Source organism: Kribbella sp. NPDC006257 (assembly GCF_040613535.1).
Taxonomy (GTDB): Bacteria; Actinomycetota; Actinomycetes; order Propionibacteriales; family Kribbellaceae; genus Kribbella.
The window spans coordinates 19,254-43,526 of sequence record NZ_JBEXSJ010000015.1; the positions used below are offsets into that span (position 1 = coordinate 19,254).

Consider the following 24,273-nt stretch of genomic DNA (forward strand, 5'->3'; position numbering starts at 1 on the left):
GGCTCCTCTCAGCGCAGGAAGGCGGCGGCTACACCGGCGTCGACGGGGATGTGCAGACCGGTGGTCAACGACAGGTCTCCAGCGGCCAGCGAGAAGACCGCCGCCGCCACATGCTCAGGCAGCACCTCCCGCTTGAGCAGCGTCCGCTGCGCATAGAAGGCCCCGAGCTCGGACTCCGGTACGCCGTACACCGCGGCACGCTGCGCACCCCAGCCCTTGGCAAAAATCCCGGACCCTCGAACCACCCCATCAGGGTTCACCCCGTTCACCCGTACGCCGTACTCACCGAGTTCGGCGGCGAGCAGTCGCACCTGGTGCGCCTGGTCGGCCTTCGCCGCGCCGTACGCGACGTTGTTCGGACCGGCGAAGACGGCGTTCTTGCTGGAGATGTAGACGATGTCGCCGCCGATGCCCTGGTCGATCAGGATCTTCGCGGCCGCCCGCGAGACCAGGAACGAGCCCTTGGCCATCACGTCGTGCTGCAGGTCCCAGTCCTTCTCCGTTGTCTCGAGCAACGGTTTCGAGATCGACAGACCCGCGTTGTTGACGACCAGATCGACCCCGCCGAACGCCAGCACCGCGGTCCGCATCGCCTCCTCGACCGCCGCCCCGTCGGACACGTCGGCGCCGACCGCGATCGCGCGATCCGGGCCGCCGATCTCCTGGGCGACCGCGTCGGCCGCGGCCGCGTCGAGGTCCGCCACGACGACACACGCGCCCTCGGCAGCAAGGCGCAGAGCGATCGCCTTCCCGATCCCCGACCCGCCACCGGTGACAAAAGCGATCCGGGTGGCGAGCGGCTTCGCCGGCGGCATCCGCCGGAGCTTCGCCTCTTCCAGCGCCCAGTACTCGATCCGGAACTTCTCGCTCTCGTCGATCGGCGCGTACGTCGAGACCGCCTCGGCCCCGCGCATCACGTTGATCGCGTTGACGTAGAACTCCCCGGCGACCCGAGCGGTCTGTTTATCCTTGCCGAAGCTGAACATGCCGACGCCGGGCACCAGCACGATCGCCGGATCCGCCCCGCGCATCGGCGGGCTGTCCGGTTGCGCATGCCGGTCGTAGTACGCCGCGTAGTCCTCGCGGTACTGCAAGTGGAGTTGCCGCAGCCGGGTCGTGGCCTCTTCGATCGAGGCGGACGGCGGCAGGTCGAGAACCAGCGGCCGGACCTTCGTCCGCAGGAAGTGATCCGGGCACGAGGTACCCAGCGCGGCCAACTCCGCGAGTCGCTCGCGGGCCGTGAACTCGAGCACCGCCGGGGAATCGTTGAAGTGACCGACCTGCGGGTTGTCCGTCGACGCGAGGCCACGGATGACCGGCGCCAACGCGGCGGCCCGCGCGCGACGCTCGCCCTCGGGAAGGGCCTCGAACCCCGGTACGACGGGCCCGAACGGCTCAGGTTTCCCGTTCTGCGCCAGGAAGAGCTCGGCCGTCCGGATGATCTCCAGCGAGTTCGCCTCGCACTCCGCCGACGTGTTGCCCCAAGCCGTGATGCCGTGGCCGCCGAGGATCACGCCGATCGCGGCAGGGTTGTCCTTCTTCACCCGGGCGATATCCAGCCCGAGCTGGAATCCAGGCCGGCGCCAAGGCACCCAGACCACGCGATCGCCGAAGCACTCGGCGGTCAACGCTTCGCCATCAGCTGCGGTGGCGAGCGCGATACCCGAGTCAGGATGCAGATGATCGACATGCGGCGCGTCGACCAGACCATGCATCGCGGTGTCGATCGACGGTGCGGCACCGCCCTTGCCGTGCAGGCAGTAGTCGAAGGCCGCGACCATCTCGTCCTCACGGTCGACGCCCGGATAGACATCGACCAAGGCGTTGAGCCGATCCTGCCGGAGTACAGCGAGGCCTGCGGTTGTCAATGTGCCAAGGTCGCCACCAGAGCCCTTCACCCAGACCAGGTCGACCGGCTGCTGGGTGACTGGGTCGACAGCAGTGCCCTTGGCAGACGTGTTTCCGCCCGCGTAGTTCGTGTTCCGCGGGTCGGCGCCAAGCCTGTTGCTGCGCGCAACCAGTTCGTCCGCTGTGCTCATGCTCCCCATCCAGCCTGCTGGCCGTCGGCCCGGTCCTTGCTGATCTGCTCGAAGTACCCACTGCGGTGATAGGCGGCGACCGGGTCCGGATCCAGTCCCTGAGCAGTCCGGAGATCAGCCAGCAACGGCCGTACGTCGGTGTTGTAGGCATCCATCAGCGCGGCGTTCGCCGCCAGCACGTCGCCCTCGGCCTGAGCCTTCCGCAGAGCATCGCGGTCGACCAGCAGAGCCTTCGCGGTCGCCTCCTGGACATTCATCACCGACCGGATGATCGCCGGGATCTTCGCCTCGATGTTGTGGCACTGATCGAGCATGAAGGCGATCCCACGATCCGGATCCAACGCGTCCCCGCGCACGATCTCGTTCATGATCCGGAACAGCTGGAACGGATCGGCCGCCCCCACCATCAGGTCGTCGTCGGCGTAGAACCGGCTGTTGAAGTCGAAGGCCCCGAGCTTTCCCGCCCGCAGCAGGAACGCGACGATGAACTCGATGTTCGTCCCCGGCGCGTGATGCCCGGTGTCGATGCAAACCGTTGCCTTCGGCCCCAACTCCAGGCAGTGCGCGTACGACGTACCCCAGTCGGGCACGTCCGTCGTATAGAAGGCCGGCTCGAAGAGCTTGTACTCCAACAGCATCCGCTGGTGGTCACCCAACCGGTCATACACCTCATGGAGCGCCGCGGAGAGCCGGTCCTGGCGATCCCAGATGTCGTCCTGGCCAGGATAGTTGGTCCCGTCGGAGAACCACAGCTTGAGATCACGCGAGCCGGTGGCGTCCATGATGTCCACGCAGGCGAGCAGATGATCGGTCGCCTTCCGGCGTACGCGGGGGTCCGGGTTGGTGACGCTGCCGAGTTTGTAGTCGTCGTCCTGGAAGACGTTACTGTTGATCGCGCCCAGCCGCACGCCCTGCTCCTTGGCGAAGGCAGACAGGCGGGCATAGTCGTCGACCTGGTCCCACGGAATGTGCAGCGCGACGCTCGGCGCGACGCCGGTGTACTTGTGCACGACGGCCGCGTCGGCGATCTTCTCCTCGGGCGAGCGCGGTACGCCGGGCTGGCTGAACACCTTGAACCGGGTGCCCGAGTTCCCGAACGCCCAGGAGGGCAGCTCGATCTCCTGACGGCTAAGGGCATCAGTCACGCTGGTCATATCAGTCCTCGGAACTCGGGGTCAGATGGAAGATCTCCGGCAGCAGCAGGAACGACTCGTCCGGCGGCCGACCGTCAATACCAGTAAAGAATTCGGTCATCTCGGCTTGCCACCGGGCATTCACCTCGGTCGCGGCCATCGCCTTCTGCGCCGCCTCCAGGTCGTCGGCCTCGACGTACCCGACGAGCAGGCCGTCATCACGGAGGAAGAGCGAGTAGTTGTGCCACCCGGACTCCCGCAGCGCGGCCTGCATCTCCGGCCACACGGTGCGATGGCGTTCGACGTACTCGTCCAGCCGGTCGGGCCGGACCTGGAGGCAGAAGCAGTAGCGATTCACGAAGGCCTCAGAAGTTGAACTTGTCGATGTTCGCAGCGGTGAACTCGGTCGGCGGGCCGAGCACGATCTCGCCGGCCGCGCCGACGGTGTACTCGCCGAGCTTGCCGGCCTTGAACTTCTCGCCCTCGGCACCGGTGATCTGGCCCGACTTCAGCGCCGCACCGGCGTACGCCGCCAGGTAGCCGATGTCGGCCGGGTTCCAGAGTGCGAACTTCTTCACCGTGCCGTCCTTGACGTACTGCCGCATCTGGTTCGGCAGCCCGAGCCCGGTGATGGCGACCTTCCCCTTGTACGACGAGGCGCTCACGTACCGCGAGGCGGCGGCGATCCCGACCGTGGTGGGCGAGACGATCACCTTGAGATTCGGGTACGACTGCAGCAGGCCTTGTGCCTCGGTGAACGACTTCTGGTCGTCGTCATTGCCGTAGGCAACCTTGACCAGCTTGAGCTTGGAGTTCTCCGGCTTGGCCAGCTCGGTCTTCATCACCGCGATCCAGGAGTTCTGGTTGGTCGCGTTCGGCGTCGCGGACAGGACGGCGATCTCACCGGAACCGCCGGCCAGCTCGCTCGCCATCTTCACCAGGCTCTCGCCGATGCCCTGCGTGGTCGCCTGGTTGATGAAGGCGTCCCGGCAGTCCTTCGAGGCGTCGGAGTCGAACGAGACGACCTTGATGCCGGCCTTGCGGGCCTGGTTCAGCGACGGGCAGACCGCGTTCGGGTCGTTCGCCGCGACCACGATCACGTCCTGCTGCTGCTGGATCAGCGTGTTGATGTAGCTGACCTGCGACGACGCACTCGCATCGTTCGGGCCGACCAGCTTGTAGGTGCCCTTGAGCTCACCGACCGCGACCTTGCCGCCGCCGACCTCGACGTCGGTGTAGGGGTTGTTCAGCTGCTTGGGCAGGTAGGCGATCTTGAGGCCTTCCTTCAGCGGCGCGTTCGGGTCGGCCTTGGCCGCCGTGGTGGCGCCGCCGCCGGCCGTGTCGCTCGAGCTGCTGGACTTCGTCGTACCGCCACCGCAGGCGGTCAGCGCAAGCGAGACGACGGCTACCGCCGACAGCGGTACCGCCATCCGGCGGGAGATGCGAAACGTCATGGTTGGGTCCTTTCAGAGCGGTGGCGCTGTCGCTGCAGGGAGCTGCGAACGGCTGTTGCAAGATTTGGTGCGAGAACCGAGACGATGAGCAGTACGCCGGTGACGACGTTGAGCGCCTCGTTCGAGACATCGGACAGACGGAGTGCGTTCTGCAACGACGCCAGCAGGAGAACGCCCGCGATGACGCCGGGCAGTGCGCCCTTGCCGCCGAAGATGGAGACGCCGCCGAGCAGGACTGCCGCGACGACGGCGAGTTCGAGACCGGCTCCGTTGTCGGCGCGGGCGCTGGAGTAGCGCAGGGTCCAGAGCACTCCGGCGAGACCGGCGACGAGGCCGCTGACGACGTACAGGAAGAACTTGAGCCGACCGGGCCGGACTCCGGCGAACCGGGCGGCCTGCTCGCTCGCGCCGACGGCGAACACGGCGCGGCCGACCGGGGTGGCGTGCAGGATCACTCCGAAGACAGCGGCCAGTACGACGATGATGATCAGCACGTTCGGGATCGAGGTACCGCCGATGTTGCCGGTCACCCAGTCCGTGTACTGCGCGGGGAAGTCGGCGACCGCACCATCACCCAGTACGACGAACGCCAGGCCGCGGTAGAGCGCCAAGGTGCCGATCGTGACCGCCAGCGAGGGCAGCCCGAGCACCGTGACGAAGAAGCCGTTGATCGCGCCGAGCACCGCACCGAGGAGCAGACAGAGCGGGATGATCGTCTCGATCGGCTGGTTCGCGTTCCACAGGTAGCCCATCACCGCGCTGGACAGGCCGAGTGTGCTGGCCACCGAGAGGTCGATCTCGCCGGTGACGATCACCAGCGTCATCGGCAACGCGACCAAGGCGATCGGCAACAGGTCGAGGATCAGGAAGCCGAAGTTCTGCGCGGTGCCGAAGTTGTCCACGGTGCCCGAGGCAACGATCAGGACGACGACGGTGACCGCGATGATCGCGACGTTCCAGTTCGCGAAGCGACTAATGGACATGGGAGCCTCGCTTCTTCAGGCGTGCTGCGACCCGTACGGCGACCAGCCGGTCCGCGCCGATCGCCAGCAGGATCAGGCCGCCGACGATCGCCTGCTGCCAGAACTGGTTGATCTCCAGCACCGCGAGGGAACTGCCGATCGTTGTCAACAGCAACGCTCCCAACGCAGCGCCCCAGACCGACCCGCTCCCACCGAAGACCGCCACCCCACCGACCACCACCGCGGCCACGACATTCAGCTCGTACCCCGTGCCGGCCGCCGCGTCGATCGTGCCGAACCTCGCCGCGAACAGCACTCCCGCCAACCCCGCAAGGGCTCCGCTGACAGCAAAGGCACCGATGGTCCGCCGACCGACCGCGATCCCGGCCAGCTTCGCCGCCTGCGGACTGGAGCCCATGGCGTAGAGCTCGCGCCCGACGCGGTAGCTCCGCAGTACGACGCCTGTCACCGCCAGCACCAGGATCGCGATCCACACCAGGTAAGGGATTCCGAGCAGGGTCGCGTTGCCGAAGTCGAGGAATCCGCTGGGCAGCTCGTCCGCGTTGATCTGCTGACCGCCGGCCCAGAAGTAGGTGATGCCGCGTACGACGTACAACGTGCCCAGGGTGACGACCAAGGCGGGGACGTTGCCGTAGCGGACCAGGATTCCGTTGACCGCTCCGCAGAAGCCTCCGACGGCTGCCCCGATCAGGAGGGCGCCGACGACCGGCAGGCCTGGGTGATCGCGGAGCAGGGTGCCGACGGTGAAGGCACTGAGGCCGAGGACCGATCCGACCGACAGGTCGATGTTGCGGGTGATCACCACCACGGCCTGGCCGACCGCCAGCACGGCCAGGATCGCGGTGCCGAGCAGGATGTCCCGGATGCTCTGGCCGGACAGGAACCGGTGGTTCGAGAGCGTCGTCACGAGGACGAGCGCCGCGAGGGCCAGGACGATGCCGAGCTCGCGCGCCCGGAGTACGAGATCGAGGGAGGACCGCCGGGCGGTCACGCCGCCGGGCAGTTCGACGGCGGTCACAGGGTGGCCTCCTGACCCATCGCGGCGAACATCACGGACTCCTCGTTCGCGCGGTCGCGGTCCAGCTCGGCGACCAGGCGGCCTTCGCGCATCACCAGGACGCGATCGGCCATTCCGAGGACCTCGGGGAGCTCGGACGAGACCATCAGTACGGCGACACCTTCCGCGGCGAGGCTGGACATCAACCGGTGCACTTCGGCCTTGGTGCCGACGTCGATGCCTCGGGTGGGTTCGTCGACGATCAGCAGTTTCGGTGCCATCGACAACCATTTGGCCAGCACGACCTTCTGCTGGTTGCCGCCGGACAGCGTGCCGACCTCGTCACTCAACCGGCCGTATTTGGTCTTCAGCTTCTTGGTCCACTCCGCCGCCGAACGGCGTTCACTGCTGCCGGTGAGAAAACCCAACTGGGACAGGGCTCTCGACCGCGGCAGGGTCACGTTGCGCTCGATCGAGAGTTCCATCACCAGACCTTGCTGGCGACGATCCTCGGGGACGAGCGCGACGCCCGCGGCCATCGCCTGCCGTGGTGAGCCAGGCTTCAGCTTCTTGCCGAGCACCTTGACCGTGCCGGCGTCGCGCGGGTCGACCCCGAAGATCGACTGGACCACCTCGGACCGGCCGGAGCCGACCAGCCCGGCGAGCGCGACGATCTCACCGGCCCGTACGTCGAACGAGATGTCGGCGAACACCGGATCGCGGCTCAGACCCTCGACGCTGAGCACCACCGCGCCCGGGTCGACCTGTTGCTTGGGGAAGAGCGCGCCGAGCTCGCGGCCGACCATCCGGCGGACCATCTCGTCCACGGTCACCTCGGTCAGCAGGTCGGTCGGGACGTGCTTGCCGTCGCGCATGATCGTCACTCGCTCACACAACGCGGTGATCTCCTCGAAGCGGTGCGAGATGAAGACCAGCGCGGCGCCGTCGTCACGCAGGGATCGCGCGACGGCGAAGAGGCGCTCGACCTCCACGCCGGTCAGGGCGGCGGTCGGCTCGTCCATCACGACGACGCGGGCCTCGGCCGACAACGCCTTCGCGATCTCGACCAGCTGCTGGTCGGCGATCGACAGACCGCGCGCGGGGCGGGCCGGGTCGATCGCGACACCGAGCCGCTGGAAGAGTTCGGCGGCCCGGCGAAGCATCGCCGTACGGTCGACTGTTTTGAAACGACCCAGTGGCGGGCGGCCCATCGCGATGTTCTCCGCGACGGACAGATCGGGGAACAGGGTGGGCTCCTGGTAGATCACCGCGATTCCGGCCGCCTTCGCGTCGGCCGGGCCGGTCAGCTCGATCGGGTTGCCGTCCAGCTCGATGGTGCCGGCGTCCGGACGATGCACGCCGGCCAGCATCTTCACCAGGGTCGACTTGCCGGCGCCGTTCTCGCCGACCAGAGCGTGCGCCTCCCCGCCGTACAGGTCGAGGGAGACGTTCTGGACGGCGGCGACGGCGCCGAAGGACTTGGATACCGCACGCAGCCGCAGCAGGGGGGTCGCCTCACGCACGGTGGCCTCCGCTCATCGTCTGGCGCTTGTTTCTGAAAGGTTTCAAATGGATGGCATGAAGGTAAGGGCGACCGCTGGTGGGCGTCAAGAGTCTGCGCTCGGGGAATCGGTGGAAGGACGGCTCGGAGCGGGGGAAGCGGGGTAAGCTTCGTCAGCTGTCACGTTTCAAACCGGGAGGCTCGAATGGCATCCAGCGGCACGGCGGACCACGGCCGGCCAACGCGTGCCGCCGCCGGCGCAACGCCCGCCTCCGGGACGCGGTCAGCCGGGGGAACAACCGCGTCTGGGGCGAGGTCGGCTGTCGGGATCCGGGCTGCGGCTGGGGTGAAGGATGTGGCGGCTGCTGCGGGGGTTTCGCTCGGGACCGTGTCGAATGTGCTCAACCGGCCAGAGATGGTCAGTCCGGCGACGCGGGCCAAGGTCGAGGCGGCGATGGAGTCGCTCGGCTTCGTCCGGAACGAGTCGGCCCGGCAGCTCCGGGCGGGTTCGAGCCGCATCCTCGCCTACCTGATGCTCGACGCGGGCAACCCGTTCTTCACCGACGTCGCCCGCGGCGTCGAGGAGGCTGCACGGGCTGCCGGGCTCTCCGTCTTCCTCTGCAACAGCAACGAGGACGCGGGGCGTGAGGCCGACTACCTCGATCTGCTGGAGCAGCAACGGGTCCAGGGGGTACTGATCACGCCGGTCGATCCTGACTCGGCGCGGCTCAGCAACCTGCCGGCCCGCGGTACGCCGGTGGTCGTGGTGGACCGGTCGATCGACAACGGCGAGCACTGCTCGGTCGCGGTCGACGACGTGTTCGGCGGCGAGATCGCGCTGAGCCATCTGCTGGAGCTCGGCCACGAACGGATCGCCTTCGTGGGTGGACCGAACAACATCGGCCAGGTCACCGACCGTCGCGCGGGCGCTCGCCGCGCACTCGAAAAGGCCGGCCGTTCCGGTGAGGAGCTCGTCGACCTGGTCACCGGCGCGTTGACGGTCGCCGAAGGCAGGGGCGCTGGGCAACGACTTGCCGGACTCCCGGCCGCGCGGCGCCCGACCGCCGCCTTCTGTGCGAACGACCTGCTGGCGTTGGGATTGCTGCAGCAATGCGTGAGTCTCGGACTGCGGGTGCCGGACGATCTGGCAATCGTCGGGTACGACGACATCGAGTTCGCCGCGGCCGCCGCCGTACCGTTGACGTCGGTGCGGCAACCACGCCAACTACTCGGCCGTACGGCGGCGGAGCTCCTGCTCGACGAGTCCGGCAACCCCGACCACGAGCACCAACGCGTCACCTTCACCCCCGAACTAGTCGTCCGAACCTCCACCCGCGGGAACTAGCGGTCGTCGGACCTCGACCCGCGGGAACAAGTGGTCGTCGGACCTCGACCCGCCGGAACAAGTGGTCGTCCGACCTCGACCGGCGGGAATTAGGGGTTGACCTGGAGCGCGCTCCAGGTCCGAGGGTGGTGGCATGACTGATTTGCGGATCGCCCTCGGCGCGATGGAATTCGGAACCCGGATCGACGAGAAGACCTCCTTCGACCTGCTCGACGCGTTCGTCGACGCGGGTGGCACCTGGATCGACACTGCGAACTGCTACGCCTTCTGGCAGGACCCGAGCGGCCACGGCGGCCAGAGCGAGGAACTTCTCGGCCGCTGGTTCGCTCAGCGGCCCGGCGTACGGGATCGGGTCAAGCTCGCCACCAAGGTCGGCTGTGAACCACTGTGGCCGGGAAGCTTCCCGGAGCACGCAGAAGGTCTGTCTGCCGAGGCGATCGACGCTGCTGTGGAGACGTCGTTGCGTCGTTTGCAGACTGACCACATCGACCTCTACTGGGCACATCGCGACGACCTGGAGACGCCTCAGGAAGAGACCGTCGCCGCCTTCGGCAAGCACGCGGCCGCCGGCACGATCGGCCGGATCGGACTCTCGAACTTCGCGCTCTGGCGAGTCGAGCGGGCCCGTGGACTCGCGCTCGAGCAGGGCGTGATGGGACCGTCTGCCCTGCAGTTGCGGTACTCCTACCTGCAGCCGCGACCGTTCGTCCGCGACCAGGCGCACGACCACCGGTTCGGCTGGATCACCGATGAGGTCCTCGACTACGCCGACCGCAACCCGGAGCAGGACCTGTTCGCCTACAGCCCGCTGATGTCCGGCGGCTACGAACGCGCCGACCGCCCGTTCCACCAGGCCTTCGACCACCCCGGCACCACCCGCCGCCTGGAAGCCCTCAGCAAGGCCGCTGCCGACCTCGGCGTCACCCGCAGCGAGGTCGTCCTCGCCTGGCTGATCGGCGGCACCCCCTCGATCATCCCCATCGTCGGCATGAGCACCCCCGCCTACCTCACCACCGCCCTGGCCGGCGCCCACCTGACGCTCCCCCCAGAAACCCGCACCTCCCTCGACCAAGCCTGGTAATTCGGCCGAAGCGGTTCCTGATGGCCGGGGTCTCGTGCCACGATTTGGGGGTGGATGGTCAAAGGTTCTGGGAGTTGGTGGAGGCGGCGCGGGCGGAGGTCGACGACACGGTCGCGGACCCCGACGGAGTCGCGGACGCGTTGGGTGACGCGCTCGGGAAGTTGCCGGCCGACGAGATCGTCGAGTTCGGTGCGGAATTCGAGCGCCTGCAGGCTGCGGCGTACCGGTGGGATCTGTGGGGCGCGGCGTACCTGATCAACGGCGGCGCCTCGGACGACGGGTTCGACTTCTTCCGCGGCTGGCTGGTCGCTCAAGGCCAGGAGGTCTGGGAGGCGGCGCTCGCCGATCCGGACTCGCTGGCCGATGTGGTCGACGAGGATCTCGGTGAGGACTTCGAGGGCTTCGACGGCGAGGGCATGCTCGGGGTCGCGGTCGGCGCGTACGAGTCGGCGACCGGAAGTGAGGCCGGCTACTGGGAAGCGGCCGGCGCCGAGGTCGACGACGTACCGGCCGGTGAGCAGTTCGACTTCGACGACAACGACGAACTCCGCGACCGCTTCCCGCGCCTCGCCGCCCTCTTCCTGACCGACTAGCAGTCCGTACGCCGGGCCGCGGACGCCTCAGGTCGCCGGGCCGATCGACCGGTGAGCGGTCAGGCTGGTTCGCCGCCGAGGCGTTCTATCAGGGTGCGGAGGCGGCGGCGCCAAGCGGACTGGGTGACGTCGTCGTCGGCGACGGCGAGGCTGACCAGGTGCTGGGTCATCTCGAAGCCGGCGACCGCGTCACGGAGTGCAGTCAGGGTTTCTTCCGGTACGGCGTGGCGCCCGTGATCCGGTTCGTCGTGGTCGACCTGCTGGTCCTGGCCGACCGGGTGGCTGACCCAGCCGGTGCCGAAGGTCGCGGGCACCAGGAGTTCGGGGACGAGCGACTCGTGGCTGAGGTCGGCCAGGTCCTTGTTGCCGTCGGAGATGCTGAAGATCGTCGTACCACGACGGCGTACGGCGTCGATCCGTTCGAGCAGCGCGTCCGCCGGGGTCTGCTCGGCCACCACCAGCAGGGATTCGCCGCGACCCGCGTCGCGGAGCCGGTCGAGCCCGATCGCCAGATGCGGTGGGGCATCGGGCGGCGGTGCCCAGCGGACCAGGGACGGACGGACGTCCTCGACGCCGGCGCGGTGGAGTTCGTCGTCGAGGTGGGCGGTGAGATGCCAGGGCTCGTCCTCGGGTGGACCGAAGAGCATCAGCCCACCGACGCGGGTGGTGAACCTGCGCAGCGAGTGCGCGAACGAGGTCGTCCGGCCGGCCAGTTCGGTGCCGGTCAGCAACTCGCGAAGGACGGCGGCCTTGGTGAGATCCACCCCTCAAACCTGACACACCTGCCGCCTCACCGCGACCTCGGCCTGGCCTGTCAAGGGCTGAGCCGGTTCAGCGATTGCAGCAGGGAGACGGACTGTCTGTCAGGGATTGAGTCGGTCGGCCTTGGACTGCAGGTAGTCGCGCTCGGGGACGCTCGTGGTCCGGCGGGCGGCGAGGAGGTAGCTCTCGCGCGCACCGGCTAGGTCGCCGGACATCTCGAGCAGATGGGCGCGGACCGCTTCCAGCCGGTGGTGATCTGCGAGCCGGCCGTCGGCCTCCAGCGGCTCGAGGAGGGCGAGCCCCTCCTTCGGGCCGCTGGCCATTGCGACCGCGACCGCGTGGTTGAGGGTGACCATCGGGTTGTCCGAGATCTGTTCGAGCACCTGGTAGAGCGCGACGATTTGCGGCCAGTCCGTGTCCTCGGACCGCTCGGCGGTGTCGTGGACCGCAGCAATCGCCGCCTGGACCTGGTACGGACCGAGCTGGGTCCGCGCCAACGCGTCGGTGACCAGCGCCTCGCCTTCGGCGATGGCCTCCTTGTTCCACAGCGAGCGGTCCTGGTCGGCGAGCGGGATCAGCCCGCCGGCCGCGTCGGTCCGGGCCGGGCGGCGCGCATCGGTCAGCAGCATCAACGCGAGCAGGCCGGCGACTTCACCGTCATCGGGGAGCAGCCGGCGTACGCCGCGGACCAGGCGGATCGCCTCGGTCGTCAGCTCCGCGCTGTGCAGATCGCTGCCGGACGAGGCCGTGTAGCCCTCGTTGAAGATCAGGTAGAGCACGTGCAGTACGGCGCCCATCCGGGCATCCCGCTCGGCCTCGGGCGGCAACTCGAAGGAGCTGCCCGCTTGTTTGATACTCCGCTTGGCCCGGCTGATCCGCTGCGCCATCGTTGCCTCAGGCACCAAGAACGCCGCCGCGATCTGGGCCGTCGTCAGACCGCCGACCGCCCGCAGCGTCAGGGCGATCTGCGAAGCGGCGGACAGCGCCGGATGGCAACACAGGAAGAGCAGAGTGAGCGTGTCGTCCCGATCGGCCAGGTCGTCAATTTCGGGGCCTGGGGCAACGAACTCCTCCGGCGCCGCGAGGTTCGCCGCGTTCTCCTCGCGCCGGCGCCGGGCCGTATCACTGCGGAGCAGATCCATCAGCCGCCGTGAACCGACCCGGATCAGCCAGCCCTTCGGATTGTCCGGAACGCCTTCGACCGGCCATTGCTGGGCGGCGGCGAGCAGTGCTTCCTGGACGGCCTCCTCGGCCAGGTCGAAGTGCCCGTAGTGCCGGACCAGCGCACTCAGGACCTGCGGGGTCTGCTCCCGCAGCAGCAGTTCGAAGTCGCTCACATCTCCAGCCCCGACATATCCATCACCGGCCGTACCTCGACCGCCAGATACTTCGCGTCCGGCATCCGCGCGGCATAATCGATCGCCTCGTCGATGGTGTCGCACTCCACCAGGTAGAACCCGGCGAGGTGCTCCTTCGCCTCGGCGTACGGGCCGTCCGTGGTGGTCAGGGCGTCGTCGCGGACCACCACGGTCCGGGTGGTGATCGGGTCGGCGAGCCCGGCCGAGCTGACCAGCAGGCCCTGCTCGGTGAGTTCCCGGGTCAGCTCGGCGTGTGCCCGGCCGAGGCCTTCGCGCTGTTCGGCGGACAGGGCGGCCCAGCTCTCCGCGTTGCTGTAGATCAGCAGCATGTACTTCACGGTCACCATCCTGACGGTCTCAAGGGTTCGTTGCGACCCTCTCTCACCGGGTACGTCGGAACTGGTGGCTCTGTTCTCGACAAGTTTTGTCGAGTCGCCGCGGCCGGGTCCGACGTCTCGCGCAAGAAGGTGCCCAGCCCGGGCGCCCGGAGTACGGAAGGCCTCGCGTCATGTCGAATACGCCGGATCCGAAGCGCTGGTTCGCGCTCGCGCTGCTCTGCCTCGCCGCGTTCATGATCATCCTGGACGCCTCGATCGTGCTGGTGGCGGTGCCGTCGATCGAGCGCGATCTCACCTTCTCCGCCGGTGGCGTGCAGTGGGTTCCCAGCGGATATGCGCTGATGTTCGGCGGGTTGCTGCTGCTCGGTGGCCGGATCTCGGATCTGCTCGGCCGACGGCGGGTGTTCCTGGCCGGAGTACTGATGTTCGCGGGGTCCTCGCTGCTGTGTGGCTTCGCGTGGAGCGGCGACGCGCTGGTGTTCGCCAGAGGGTTGCAGGGGATCGCGGCCGCCGTACTGGCTCCTAGTGCGCTGTCCATCGTGATGAACACGTTCCCGGCGGGAGCTGAGCGGAACAAGGCGCTCGGCATCTGGGGCGCTGTGAGCGGAGTTGGCGGTACTGCGGGATCGCTGGTCGGCGGGCCCGTGACTGATGGGCTGGGATGGCAGTGGATCTTCTTCATCAACGTGCCGGTGTGCTTGCTGGTCGCAGTACTGACCCCACTTGTCCTGAAGGACAGCCGTGGGCCGGGGCGCCGCGGTTTCGACGTGGCTGGTGCTATCACGGTTACAGCGGCACTGATCGTCCTTGTGTACGCCGTGATTCAGGCGCCCGCGTCGTCGGCGGGCCGGACCACGTTGCTGGCGGTCCTCTCCGTCGCGCTGTTCGCCGCGTTCGTCGCGGTGGAGAAGCGGTCGGCTGCTCCGCTGTTGCCGTTGCGGATCTTCCGGTCGCGAGCAGTGGTCGGCGGCAACCTGATCACGATCGCCTTCGGAGCCGGGGCTTTCGGGTTGAACTTCATCTACACGCAGTACGCGCAATTGGCGCTCGGAGCCTCGGCCATCAAGTACGGGCTGATGTCTGCCGTCCTCGCCGCACTGGCGGTGATCGGGTCGATGGTCGGGCAGAACCTGGTGACGCGGATCGGTCTGCGCCCGGTCGCGGCCGGCTCGCTGGTGCTGGCGGGGATCGGCGCCACGGTGATGAGCCGGGTCACGGTGGATTCCGGGTACTTCGAAGTGGCGTTCTGGGGACTGACGATCTTCGGAGCCGGCCTCGGCGCCGGGTGCGTCGCCGGGGCGATCGCGGCGCTGAGCGATGTCGCCGGGGAGGATGCGGGCGTCGCGTCCGGCCTGCAGAACGCATGCTTCCAGACCGGCGGCGCGCTGGGCATCGCCGTACTCTCCGCCGTCGCCGTCTCGAACACCACGGGATCGTCACCGGTCGCGATGACCGATGGCTTCCGGGTTGGTTTTGCTGCCTGCTGGGCGTTTGTGGCGGTCGGCCTGATCGGGACGAGTCTGCTCATCGCTCGCTCGGCCGAGAAGTTGGAGCTGGTATCAGTCGGGGAAGACAGCGCCGCGTAGTTCGACGCGATCGCCGACGATGGCGGAGACCCGACCGGCAACCTGCTGGGCGCGCTCGTCGTCGGCGACGTCGACCATGAAGTAGCCGGCCAACTGTTCCTTCGCCTCACCGAACGGGCCGTCCGTGACCACCTGGACGCCTTCGCGCACCTGGACGACCTTGCCCTCGGCCGGCACCGCGAGCCCTTCCGAACTGACCAGCTCACCCGTCCCGGCCAACTCGTCCTTCAGCAACGTCAACTCGCGCACCGCCTGCCACGCGTCCTCCGACGGCGAATCCTGCCCGTAGATCAGCACGAGGTAATTCACCGTCGCATCGTAGCCGGACTGCATGCCCTCACCCGGAAAATGAGCACGGCGACGATCGCGCGGTGCTCGAGATTCGCTGAGCAGAGCCGACGGGGCCCCACGAGCCACCTGACTCGCGGGGCCCCCGCTCGTTCTGCCGTACTGCACTCAGACGATCAGAACTCTGGCGATCAGAACCAATGGCGTCTGCCGCCGACAGCGCGGCCGGTGGATCCGAGCAGGAAGAGCACGGCTCCGACGATCAGCAGGATGATTCCGATCGTCCACAGGACCGGGACGTGGAGCAGGAATCCCAGTAACAGCAGGATCAGTCCGAGGATGAGCATGAAGCCTCCTTCTAGGCAGGCCGCCCGGGCGGGGAATGGGCGGCGCCCAACTCTGGTGCCCACCTTGAAACGAGCTGAATCATCTACCGCTCAGTACGGTTCATTGCCACGGAAAAACCGGCAGACGTTTTCCGATGAAGGCCGCGACACCTTCCGTGACCTCGCCGCTACCGATCGTTTCCGGCTGGCCCGGTGCTGTCCGTCAGCGCGTCCATGGCAGTCGAACAGATCGCCCGATAATCAGCTCGAATGAAGGCCGCTGAGCGTGCGCGATGTACGTAATCCGTTAAAAACGGGCCTCAGTTGTGAGACCCGCCGGGATCTGTGCTTGACTCCTCCGGTCGATAACGTTTTGATCTCGGCAGATTGGGTGGTCCAGTGGCTGAAGGACGGCATAGACAGGCGCGGCACCGTCAACCGCGCCGCCAGGTTGTCTACCCCGGCATCGTGAAGGTCGCGATCCCCGGTGCGGCAGTGGCCTTGATGGCCACCGGGTCGGCAGTTGCCTTCCCAGACCACGCTCCCTCGACGGATGTACCGGTCGCCAGCTCTCCCCTGCAGTTGGCGCGCGACGTACAGACCAGCCGGGACGCACTCCGGCCGCCGCTCGATCTGCCGAGCCAGGCACCCACCACGCCGGTCGCGAAGCACCTCAAGAAGCAGGCACCGATCCCGAAGCCCGGATCGACCAAGACCCGCGCCTCCGAGAACGCCCCGGTCGCACCGCCGAAGGTCACCGGCAGCAAGTTCACCACCACCGATGTGAACGTCTGGTCCGCTCCCGGACAGACGCTCCTCACGGTTCTCCCCAAGGGCAGCAAGGTCTCGGTCACCGGTCAGGTCCAGGGCATCTGGGCGCAGATCGTCCGCGACGGTGCCGCCCGCTGGGTGAAGGCGCAGTACCTGGCCGCCACGAAGCCGGTCGAAGAAGCCGGCGGCGGCATCTCGGCCGCGGCCTGCAAGTCGGGCTCCGCTGTCGAGGACGGCCTCACCCAGGACGCGATCCGGGTGCACCGCGCGATCTGCAACCTGTTCCCCTCGGTCACCGAGTACGGCGGCCTGCGCAGCGGCGACAGCGGCAGCGAGCACTCCACCGGTCACGCGCTCGACGTCATGGTCAGCGGTTCCAAGGGCCAGGAGATCGCGGACTGGCTGAAGGCGCACCGCAAGGAGCTCGGGGTCAGCCAGCTGATCTGGCAGCAGCACATCTGGACGGTCCAGCGCAGCAGCGAAGGCTGGCGGGCGATGGAGGATCGCGGGAGCACCACCGCGAACCACTACGACCACATCCACGTCACCGTCTACGGCAACTCAGGCACCGCGTAGTCAGCACGCGCAGTACGCCGACCCGTCGGGGTTCACCCCCGACGGGTGCCGGTAGATCACCGCCGACGGGTCCGCGGCCCATGCCCCGGACCGCCCTCCGCCCGAACCCGGACCCGTCGGCGAGCCCGTCTCTCGTGTGTTTTTGTGGTTCAGGGGCGGATGTTGTGGTTCAGGTGGAAGAAGTTGGTCGGGTCGTAGGTGCGCTTGACCTCGCGCAGCCTGCGGTAGTCGGTCGCCGAGTACGCCGTCGCGGTGCGGCTCGGGTCGGCGAGGAAGTTCACGAAGGTGCGGCCGGTGGTTCGCAGTACGTCGGCCAGCTCTGGAACCTCCTGGTCGATGATCAGCGAGTACGTCGCCTCGCGGTGACCGACCGGCCCGGCGCCGGGACCAGGGTGCTCCATCGCGCCACCCCAGTGGCGAATCTCGACGGTGGCATCCGGCAGCGCGACCAGGCGATCGATCAGATCATCGGGCAGTGTGTCGACGAGATCCAGGTAGCGGGCCGGCGTTCCGCCCATCGCTGATTCGCCGAACGGCATCGTGCGAAGTTCGCCCGCGAGCTGCGGCCCCGCGGTCGCAAGGAGCGGCTTCAGAATGTGCTCAGCCAGGTCCGCCTCCCCGGCGTACAGGACCTTGAGGGCGACCGCGCGCCGGCCGTCCGGCGTACGGGTGAGGACGACGGCGGTGCTCAGCTCGTTGGGGATCGTGGCGGTCCAGTCGCGGTAGTGCCGGAGGATCTGGGCCGCGCGGTCGAAGCCGAAGTACAGGATGCCGGCGTGGACCTGGCGGACCGGGTACAGCCGGAATTCGAGCGACGTGACGATCCCGAAGTTGCCGCTGCCGCCGCGGATCGCCCAGAACAGCTCCGGGTGCTCATCAGCCGATGCAGTGACAACCCGACCGTCAGCAGTGACGACCTCAGCCCGTACGACGCTGTCGGCCGCGAACCCGTACTTGCGAGCCAGCCACCCGACCCCACCACCGAGCGTGTACCCGGTGACGCCCACGTCGCGCGAAGATCCCGCCAGCGGCGCCAGCCCGAACTGCGCGGCCGCGTCGATCACCGCACCCCAACGGGTCCCCGGCCCGACCTTCGCGATCATCCGCTCGCTGTCGATCAGCAACGACGTCATCGCCGAGGTCCGCAGCAGAATCCCGCCGTCGGCCGGAATCCTGGTCCCGTGCCCGGTCGCCTGGACCGCGAGCGGCAACCCGAGCTCCCGCGCAGTCCGCACCGCAGCCTGTACGTCGGTCCGCCCGTTCGCCTCCGCCACCACCACCGGCCGCGACTCGAAGGTGGGCACCACCGACCGCCGCAGTACGTCGTACTCCGCGTCGCCCGGCCGGTGGATGTCGCCGTTGAACCCGTTCCCGAGCAGCCCCGCGACAACCTCGGCCGCCCCGATGCCTTGTTCGACAACCGCCTGCACGCTCATCCCGCACTCCTTCGCTGTCTCGGTCCTCACCTAGACGTCGAAGAGCCGGCGGCGTTCTTGACACCCTCTCCAGAATTTTCTTTCTCGGATACCGTCCACCGGGTGACGCAGACACACTCGGTGAGCATCGAAGGCGCGGTGGTCACCAAGACGTACGTGTCGACCGAACGCGAAGAACACCTACGCGAGTGGGCCGCACTGCGCGCGATCTCCGCGCAAGCCCCGGATCTCGTGCCAGCCCCGCTGGAGCTCATCGCCGCCCCGTCGCCGCAGCTCATCGCCGAGCCGTCGCGACAGCTCGCCGGCGGACCCTCGCTGCTCATGTCCGTAGTTCCGGGGCGTTCCTTGGTCGGCGTTCTTACCCCGGCCGAGTTGGATGGACTTGCCGATGCGTTGCGGACGCTGTGGTCATTGCCGACAGACGGCGTACTGCCAGGTCTGCTTCCCGTCCTCATCGAGCGAGTCCGTGGAGACATTCACGCGTTCAGCGCTGAGGGCGTAGTCGAAGAAGCTCGGCTCGCGGCTGCCGAATGGCTGGCCGACGGACCTGACCTCCTGCTGGAGCCTTCAGCCAGCGTCATCGGCCATGGCGACCCGAATCTGGCGAACTATCTCTGGGACGGCGAGCGCGTACGAATCGTCGACTTCGAGGACGCCGGTGTCAGTGACGTGGCGGTCGAGCTGGCGACTCTGGTGGAGCACCTCTCCGCTCGGCAGACGGACTGGTCTGCCTTCCTCGGCCGCTTCCCCGTCGACCCGTTACGACTGCTGACCGCCCGCAGGCTGTGGGCGATCTTCTGGCTCACCCTCCTCCGCCCCGGCGGTCCGTCGGCGCACCGCAATCCACCCGAAACGCCCGTAGAACAAGCGAATCGGCTGGTCGCGCTTCTCGCCTGACGATCAGGCAGGGAGGGCTGTCAGTCGCGCGTGGTCGGCGAGGATGTTGATCTCGGTGATCTTGCCGCCGGTGATGGTGAGGTGCATGACGCCCATCAGCCGGTCGTTCACGACGGTGATGGTGCCCGCGGTGCCGTTGATCAGCGCCGGCCTCGTGTACGGCGCCATCTTGGTGAACGTCAGAGCCTGCTCGACGACGGCGAGGGCGCCGCGAACGAGCTTCGAGTGCGCGGGGCCGCTGATGTCGTCCGCCGCCAGGCCGGCGTCGGCACGGAGTACGACCTCGGGATCCAGCAGCGAGAGCAGGGCCTCGAAGTCGCCGCTGCGGGAGGCGGCGATGAAGGCGTCGACCACCTCACGATGCCGGCCGGCGTCGCGGTCACTGGTCGGTGCACCCTGGACCCGCCGCCGGGCCCGGCTCGCGAGCTGCCGGGTGGCGGCAGGCGACTTGTCGACAATCTCCGCGATCTCGTCGAAGCTCACGCCGAACATGTCGTGCAGGACGAACGCGAGCCGCTCGGCCGGCGCGAGGGTGTCGAGGACGACGAGCATCGCGAGCCCGATCGCGTCGAACTGGACCGCCTCCTCCTCCGGGTCGAGCTTGCCGACGATCGGATCCGGGACGTGCACCTCGAGCGAATCCTCGCGCCGGGACTTGCGCGAGCGGAGCATGTCGAGGCAGACCCGCGAGGTAACCGTGGTCAGCCAGCCGCCGAGATTCGCGACCTCGCTCACGTCGGACCGGTTCAGCCGCAGCCAGGCCTCCTGCACCGCATCCTCGGCCTCGCTGAGCGAGCCGAGCATCCGGTAGGCCACCGAGCGCAGCTGGGCGCGGTGGGTCTCGAACTGGTCAGCGAGTTGATCGGCTTGCTGCACTGGTCACAATCTCCTGTCGTGGTTCGTCAACACCTTGACGATGCGTTGGACCATGATGTGACAGGTCCGGCCGGCGTGCTGATGATTAACGGTGACGGACTTCGTGGACGACTTCGACGGCGACGAGCTCGACCTCGGCGTCTGGTCGCCGTATTACCTGCCGCAGTGGAGTTCCAGGGCGGAAACGGCCGCGACGTACGAGCTGAAGGACTCCTGTCTGCACCTGAGCATCCCACCGGACCAGGGCCTGTGGTGTGCTGATGATCACCAGCCGGCCCTCCGCGTCTCGGCCATCCAGTCGGGCAGTTTCTCGGGCCCGGTCGGGAGCACGATCGGGCAACAGCCGTTCCGTGCAGACCAGCTCGTCCGCGAGGAGCAGGAGCCGTTCTGGGGCTGGACCCCGCAGTACGGCGAGATCGAGTTGCGTGCCCGGGCGGTTGTCTCACCGCGCTCGATGGTCGCGCTCTGGCTGGTCGGACTGGAGGACCGGCCCGAGCGCTGCGCGGAGATCTGCGTGACGGAAATCTTCGGAAAATCCGTGCGGAAAGTTTCCGCCGAGGTCGGAATGGGACTGCACAGTTTCCGCGACGTTTCCGTGCCGGAGGACTTCGAAGCCGTCCGGCTGCCGCTCGACATCGAGCAGTTCCACTCGTACGCCGTGCAGTGGTCGCCCGAGCGCGCCGACTTCCTGGTCGACGGCGAACTCGTCCGGACCTGCCCCAGCCCACCGGCGTACCCGATGCAGCTCATGCTCGCCGTCTTCGACTTCCCCGACTGGGACGGCCCCGCCGACCACACTCCCGAGTTCGTCATCGACCACATCCGCGGCCGGTCCCTGTCAGGAGGCCAAGAGCGGGAACTTGGCGTAGCCGCGGATGACGCGTGACGACCGCCAACTCGGGGTGTCCTCGGGTAAGCCGGTGGGCACCGGGCGACGCAGTTTCGGCAACCTGGTCGCCAGTTCCGCGAAGGCGACCTGAGCTTCGAGGCGGGCCAGTGGGGCGCCCAGGCAGTAGTGGATGCCGCTCGAGAAAGCGAGATTCTCGGCCTGCCTCGGGCGGGTGATGTCGAAGACAGCGGGATCGTCGAACACTCCGGGATCCCGGTTGCCGGCGGCAAGGATCAGCATCACCCAGCTGTCCGCCGGCAGGTCGACACCGGCGACCGTCACCGGCTCGTGGGCGATCCGGCTCGTGTTCTGCACCGGCGGCGCATAGCGCAGGACCTCCTCGACGGCGGCGGCCGCGCGCTCCGGTTCGGCGCCGAGCAGCTCCCACTGAGCGGGGTGATCGAGCAGGGCCCCGATCCCGTTGCCGATCAGGTTGACGGTCGTCTCGAACCCGGCGATCAGCAGCAGCCGAGCGGTCGTGAGCAGCTCGTACGGCGTGATGCCGTCCGGCGAAGCGGCGACGAGATAGCTGATCACGTCGTCGCCGGGGTGCGCCTTCCGGAGCGGGATGAGTTCGCTGAAGAGCTCCCGGAGTTCGGCGTTCGCGGCGGCCAGCGCGGCCGCCTCGGCCGGACCGTCGATCCCCGACAAGGCCGAACCGACCACGGTCCCGTGCCGCGACAACCGGTCGACGTCCGCGTCCGGGATCCCCATCAGCGTCGTGATCACGCCGATCGGCAGCGGTGCGGCGAAGTCGGCGATGAGGTCGAACGGACGATCCGGCTCAGTCACGGCCCGGCGCTCGATGCCGGTGATCAGGTCGCGGGTGAACTCCGCGATCCGCTCGGCGTACCCGGTCATCATCTTCGGCCGGAAGGCCGGCGCCGCGAGCCGGCGCAACCGGGTGTGATCCGGTGGTTCGCGCTCGAGGAAGCCCAGATCGAAGCTGTTGCCCGAGGTGTCCTCCGAGCTCGGTCCCGGATCGCCGGCCGCCCGCACCCCGAACCGCCGGTCGCGCAGGATCGCGTTGCAGACGGCGTAATCGGTGGTCACCCACTCCACACCGGCGCCGACGATCGGGCCGCCGGCGCGGAGCCGTTCGTAGATCGGATACGGATCGTCCTGCCCGGAGAGGGACCACAACGGCTCGAACACTTCCGTCATCGCGTCAGCACTCCTCCGGTGAAGGTGGACAGGACCAGGTCCGGTGCGTCCCGGGGCGCGAGCCAGCCCTCCTGCACCAGATCCCACGCGGTGAACAGCAGCGCGTGCAGGGACCGAACGAGCCACCACTCCGGTACGCCGGGGCGAAGGGTCCCGGCACCGGCGACGATCGCGGTGATGGGTGCGGCCAGCGCATCGGTCCGCGCGGTGACGGCGTCGTCGGCGAACACCTCGGGCTGTGCGGTCAGCAGCGTCAGGTAGGCGCCGAAGGGCAGCAGATCGGCGACCATTCGCCGGAGCGGGTCAGGGTCGGCCGGCGCGGCGGCGATCACCGCTTCGCTGATATCGAGCGCGCGGGAGGCGACTGCCACCAGGAGGTCGTGCCGGGTCGGGAACTGCTTGTGCAGTGTCGTCCGGCCGATCCCCGCGGCCACGGCGATCTGCCCCAGCGAGGCGGCCGGATCCTTCGCGAGGACCCCGGCCGCAGTGTCGAGAAGGCGGTCACCGCGGACGTCGGTGCCGTCGCGGATGTCGACGGGGATCGGCCTAGCAGTCGCCGGTGCGTTGGTTGCCGCCCGCGGCGAGCCTCGGTGAACACTCATGTTCACGACAGTACATCGGTGTTCGCTGTCCGGGAAGGCGGATCTGATGTTATGGTCGCTCTCGTGATCACGCGCATGAGCAACTGGTGGCCCGTCGACTAGGCGGCCCCTTCTTCCTGCGCGAACCCAACCGGCTGCCTCGACGAGGCAGCCGTTCGTGTTTCCTCGCCGGGGCGCCCCATCCCCCGAGGATTGCCGATGGCAACGATTTTCCGGACGACGGAACGCACCTGGGCCGGGCTGATCTCCAGCCTGCTGGCCGGCCAGGATCTCAGCACGGCAGACGTTTTCTGGGCGATGGACGACCTCGTCCGCGGAACCGCGTCCGCTGCGCAGGTGGCCGGTTTCCTGATCGCCCTCAGGGCCAAGGGCGAGTCGGCCGCCGAACTCGGCGCACTCGCGGACGCCCTCCGCGCCCACGCGTCACCGGTCACGATCCCGGGGACGTTCGTCGACATCGTCGGCACGGGTGGCGACCGCACCGGCGCCGCGAACCTCTCGACCCTGGCCGCGATCGTCGTCGCCGCCACCGGAACCACCGTCGTCAAACACGGCGGCCGCGCGGCGTCATCGAGCACGGGTGGATCGGCCGATCTCGTCGAACAACTCGGCATCCCGCTCGATCTTCCGGCTGCTCGAGCCGCTGCGATCGCCGCGGCGGCCGGGATCACCTATCTGTTCGCTCCACGTTTCAACCCGGCCTTGCGCCACGTCGCCGCAGTACGCCGCGACCTCGCAGTACCGACGGCCTTCAATGTCCTCGGCCCACTCCTCAACCCGGCACACCCCCGGCATCAACTCGTCGGCGTCGCCGAGGCCCGCCTCCAACCGGTCATCGCCGAAACCCTGGCGGCCCGCGGCACCACGGCCCTCGTCGTACGAGGTGATGACGGTCTCGACAAACTCACCACGACCACAACTTCACAGGTCTACATCGTCCGAGACGGCACCTGTACGCCGACAACCTTCGACCCGCGCGACGTCGGCATCCCGCTGTCACCACCTGCTCAACTCCGAGGTGGTGATGCCGCCACCAACTCGGCAATCCTCCGCCGCCTACTCACCGGCGTACGGAACCCGATCCGCGACGCCGTCCTCCTCAACGCCGCCGCAGCCCTCACCACAACCACCCTCACCACCGAACCGCTAGCCGACCAACTCGCCACCCACCTGACCCGCTGCGCCCAAGCCATCGACACCGACCAAGCCGAAACCACCTTGCACCATTGGGCAACTGCCGCACGCCGGGAGTGACGGAGCCCACCGCCGGGACCTGGC

Annotated in this window: 24 protein-coding genes; 8 read left to right on the top strand and 16 right to left on the bottom strand. The window is 68.2% G+C overall.

The features are described from left to right. Positions 1-8: 8 nt before the first annotated feature. From ABZ004_RS19420 to ABZ004_RS19450, 7 genes are read right to left on the bottom strand one after another with little or no spacing between them, the layout of a single operon-like run. The gene (locus ABZ004_RS19420) at positions 9-2,039 is read right to left on the bottom strand and encodes a bifunctional aldolase/short-chain dehydrogenase (protein ID WP_355681274.1); all 2,031 of its coding nucleotides are present in this window, start codon (positions 2,037-2,039) and stop codon (positions 9-11) included. After that, positions 2,036-3,193: an L-rhamnose isomerase gene (gene rhaI / locus ABZ004_RS19425; RefSeq protein ID WP_355681276.1), complete on the bottom strand. Its 1,158-nt coding sequence runs from the start codon at positions 3,191-3,193 to the stop codon at positions 2,036-2,038. The genes ABZ004_RS19420 and rhaI overlap by 4 nt, the downstream gene beginning before the upstream one ends. Position 3,194: 1 nt before the next feature. Beyond that, the gene (locus ABZ004_RS19430) at positions 3,195-3,530 is read right to left on the bottom strand and encodes an L-rhamnose mutarotase (protein ID WP_355681278.1); all 336 of its coding nucleotides are present in this window, start codon (positions 3,528-3,530) and stop codon (positions 3,195-3,197) included. A 7-nt stretch (positions 3,531-3,537) separates the two neighbouring features. Then, positions 3,538-4,626 carry a rhamnose ABC transporter substrate-binding protein gene (gene rhaS, locus ABZ004_RS19435; protein WP_355681280.1) on the bottom strand — a complete coding sequence of 363 codons (1,089 nt, stop codon included), beginning with the start codon at positions 4,624-4,626 and terminating at the stop codon, positions 3,538-3,540. Next, positions 4,623-5,609, bottom strand: coding sequence for an ABC transporter permease (locus ABZ004_RS19440; protein WP_355681282.1), 987 nt, complete (start codon positions 5,607-5,609; stop codon positions 4,623-4,625). Before ABZ004_RS19440 ends, rhaS begins: the two co-directional genes overlap by 4 nt. Then, positions 5,599-6,627 carry an ABC transporter permease gene (locus ABZ004_RS19445; RefSeq protein WP_355681284.1) on the bottom strand — a complete coding sequence of 343 codons (1,029 nt, stop codon included), beginning with the start codon at positions 6,625-6,627 and terminating at the stop codon, positions 5,599-5,601. Before ABZ004_RS19445 ends, ABZ004_RS19440 begins: the two co-directional genes overlap by 11 nt. Continuing rightward, positions 6,624-8,129: a sugar ABC transporter ATP-binding protein gene (locus ABZ004_RS19450; RefSeq protein WP_355681286.1), complete on the bottom strand. Its 1,506-nt coding sequence runs from the start codon at positions 8,127-8,129 to the stop codon at positions 6,624-6,626. The genes ABZ004_RS19445 and ABZ004_RS19450 overlap by 4 nt, the downstream gene beginning before the upstream one ends. Positions 8,130-8,462: 333 nt before the next feature. Between ABZ004_RS19450 and ABZ004_RS19455 the strand changes: the two genes are divergently transcribed. From ABZ004_RS19455 to ABZ004_RS19465, 3 genes are all read left to right on the top strand, one after another. Beyond that, on the top strand, positions 8,463-9,452 hold the full coding sequence (locus ABZ004_RS19455; RefSeq protein ID WP_355681288.1) for a LacI family DNA-binding transcriptional regulator: 990 nt from the start codon (positions 8,463-8,465) through the stop codon (positions 9,450-9,452). A gap of 133 nt (positions 9,453-9,585) precedes the next feature. Next, entirely contained in the window at positions 9,586-10,533 is a 948-nt protein-coding gene (locus ABZ004_RS19460; RefSeq protein ID WP_355681290.1) for an aldo/keto reductase, read from the top strand. 50 nt (positions 10,534-10,583) lie between these two features. Then, positions 10,584-11,126, top strand: coding sequence for a DUF4240 domain-containing protein (locus tag ABZ004_RS19465; RefSeq protein ID WP_355681292.1), 543 nt, complete (start codon positions 10,584-10,586; stop codon positions 11,124-11,126). Between the two features lie 59 nt (positions 11,127-11,185). On the opposite strand, the gene ABZ004_RS19470 is transcribed toward ABZ004_RS19465, so the two are convergent. The 3 genes from ABZ004_RS19470 to ABZ004_RS19480 all read right to left on the bottom strand — a co-directional run bounded on the left by ABZ004_RS19470 (position 11,186) and on the right by ABZ004_RS19480 (position 13,590). Beyond that, positions 11,186-11,890, bottom strand: coding sequence for a hypothetical protein (locus ABZ004_RS19470; RefSeq protein WP_355681294.1), 705 nt, complete (start codon positions 11,888-11,890; stop codon positions 11,186-11,188). Between the two features lie 99 nt (positions 11,891-11,989). Continuing rightward, entirely contained in the window at positions 11,990-13,225 is a 1,236-nt protein-coding gene (locus tag ABZ004_RS19475) for an RNA polymerase sigma factor (protein WP_355681296.1), read from the bottom strand. After that, positions 13,222-13,590 (bottom strand): YciI family protein, encoded by a 369-nt coding sequence (locus ABZ004_RS19480; RefSeq protein WP_355681298.1) that lies wholly within the window; start codon positions 13,588-13,590, stop codon positions 13,222-13,224. Before ABZ004_RS19480 ends, ABZ004_RS19475 begins: the two co-directional genes overlap by 4 nt. A gap of 164 nt (positions 13,591-13,754) precedes the next feature. Between ABZ004_RS19480 and ABZ004_RS19485 the strand changes: the two genes are divergently transcribed. After that, positions 13,755-15,170 carry an MFS transporter gene (locus ABZ004_RS19485; RefSeq protein WP_355681300.1) on the top strand — a complete coding sequence of 472 codons (1,416 nt, stop codon included), beginning with the start codon at positions 13,755-13,757 and terminating at the stop codon, positions 15,168-15,170. Here the strand turns inward: ABZ004_RS19485 and ABZ004_RS19490 are convergent. Both ABZ004_RS19490 and ABZ004_RS19495 read right to left on the bottom strand, forming a co-directional pair. Then, a complete protein-coding gene (locus ABZ004_RS19490) occupies positions 15,144-15,479 on the bottom strand; it encodes a YciI family protein (protein WP_355681302.1) in 336 nt (111 codons plus the stop codon). The two genes, ABZ004_RS19485 and ABZ004_RS19490, sit on opposite strands and share 27 nt — an antisense overlap. Before the next feature lie 170 nt (positions 15,480-15,649). Further along, positions 15,650-15,805, bottom strand: coding sequence for a DUF6131 family protein (locus ABZ004_RS19495; RefSeq protein ID WP_355681304.1), 156 nt, complete (start codon positions 15,803-15,805; stop codon positions 15,650-15,652). Between the two features lie 378 nt (positions 15,806-16,183). Here ABZ004_RS19495 and ABZ004_RS19500 point away from each other — a divergent pair, with 378 nt between their 5' ends. Then, positions 16,184-17,131 carry an SH3 domain-containing protein gene (locus ABZ004_RS19500; protein ID WP_355681306.1) on the top strand — a complete coding sequence of 316 codons (948 nt, stop codon included), beginning with the start codon at positions 16,184-16,186 and terminating at the stop codon, positions 17,129-17,131. Between the two features lie 149 nt (positions 17,132-17,280). Here the strand turns inward: ABZ004_RS19500 and ABZ004_RS19505 are convergent, their stop codons facing one another. Continuing rightward, on the bottom strand, positions 17,281-18,567 hold the full coding sequence (locus ABZ004_RS19505; protein ID WP_355681308.1) for an FAD-binding oxidoreductase: 1,287 nt from the start codon (positions 18,565-18,567) through the stop codon (positions 17,281-17,283). 102 nt (positions 18,568-18,669) lie between these two features. On the opposite strand from ABZ004_RS19505, the gene ABZ004_RS19510 reads away from it, so the two are divergent. Further along, positions 18,670-19,464 (top strand): aminoglycoside phosphotransferase family protein, encoded by a 795-nt coding sequence (locus ABZ004_RS19510; protein WP_355681310.1) that lies wholly within the window; start codon positions 18,670-18,672, stop codon positions 19,462-19,464. Positions 19,465-19,467: 3 nt separating this feature from the next. Here the strand turns inward: ABZ004_RS19510 and sigJ are convergent, their stop codons facing one another. Continuing rightward, on the bottom strand, positions 19,468-20,340 hold the full coding sequence (gene sigJ / locus ABZ004_RS19515; RefSeq protein WP_355681312.1) for an RNA polymerase sigma factor SigJ: 873 nt from the start codon (positions 20,338-20,340) through the stop codon (positions 19,468-19,470). Positions 20,341-20,431: 91 nt separating this feature from the next. Here sigJ and ABZ004_RS19520 point away from each other — a divergent pair, with 91 nt between their 5' ends. Then, on the top strand, positions 20,432-21,226 hold the full coding sequence (locus tag ABZ004_RS19520; RefSeq protein WP_355681314.1) for a glycoside hydrolase family 16 protein: 795 nt from the start codon (positions 20,432-20,434) through the stop codon (positions 21,224-21,226). Here the strand turns inward: ABZ004_RS19520 and ABZ004_RS19525 are convergent. Both ABZ004_RS19525 and ABZ004_RS19530 read right to left on the bottom strand, forming a co-directional pair. Further along, the gene (locus ABZ004_RS19525; protein ID WP_355681315.1) at positions 21,179-22,393 is read right to left on the bottom strand and encodes a cytochrome P450; all 1,215 of its coding nucleotides are present in this window, start codon (positions 22,391-22,393) and stop codon (positions 21,179-21,181) included. The genes ABZ004_RS19520 and ABZ004_RS19525 overlap by 48 nt on opposite strands. Then, entirely contained in the window at positions 22,390-22,995 is a 606-nt protein-coding gene (locus tag ABZ004_RS19530) for a TetR/AcrR family transcriptional regulator (protein WP_355681317.1), read from the bottom strand. Before ABZ004_RS19530 ends, ABZ004_RS19525 begins: the two co-directional genes overlap by 4 nt. Before the next feature lie 198 nt (positions 22,996-23,193). On the opposite strand from ABZ004_RS19530, the gene trpD reads away from it, so the two are divergent. Beyond that, positions 23,194-24,249, top strand: coding sequence for an anthranilate phosphoribosyltransferase (trpD, locus tag ABZ004_RS19535; RefSeq protein ID WP_355681319.1), 1,056 nt, complete (start codon positions 23,194-23,196; stop codon positions 24,247-24,249). Positions 24,250-24,273: the final 24 nt, after the last annotated feature.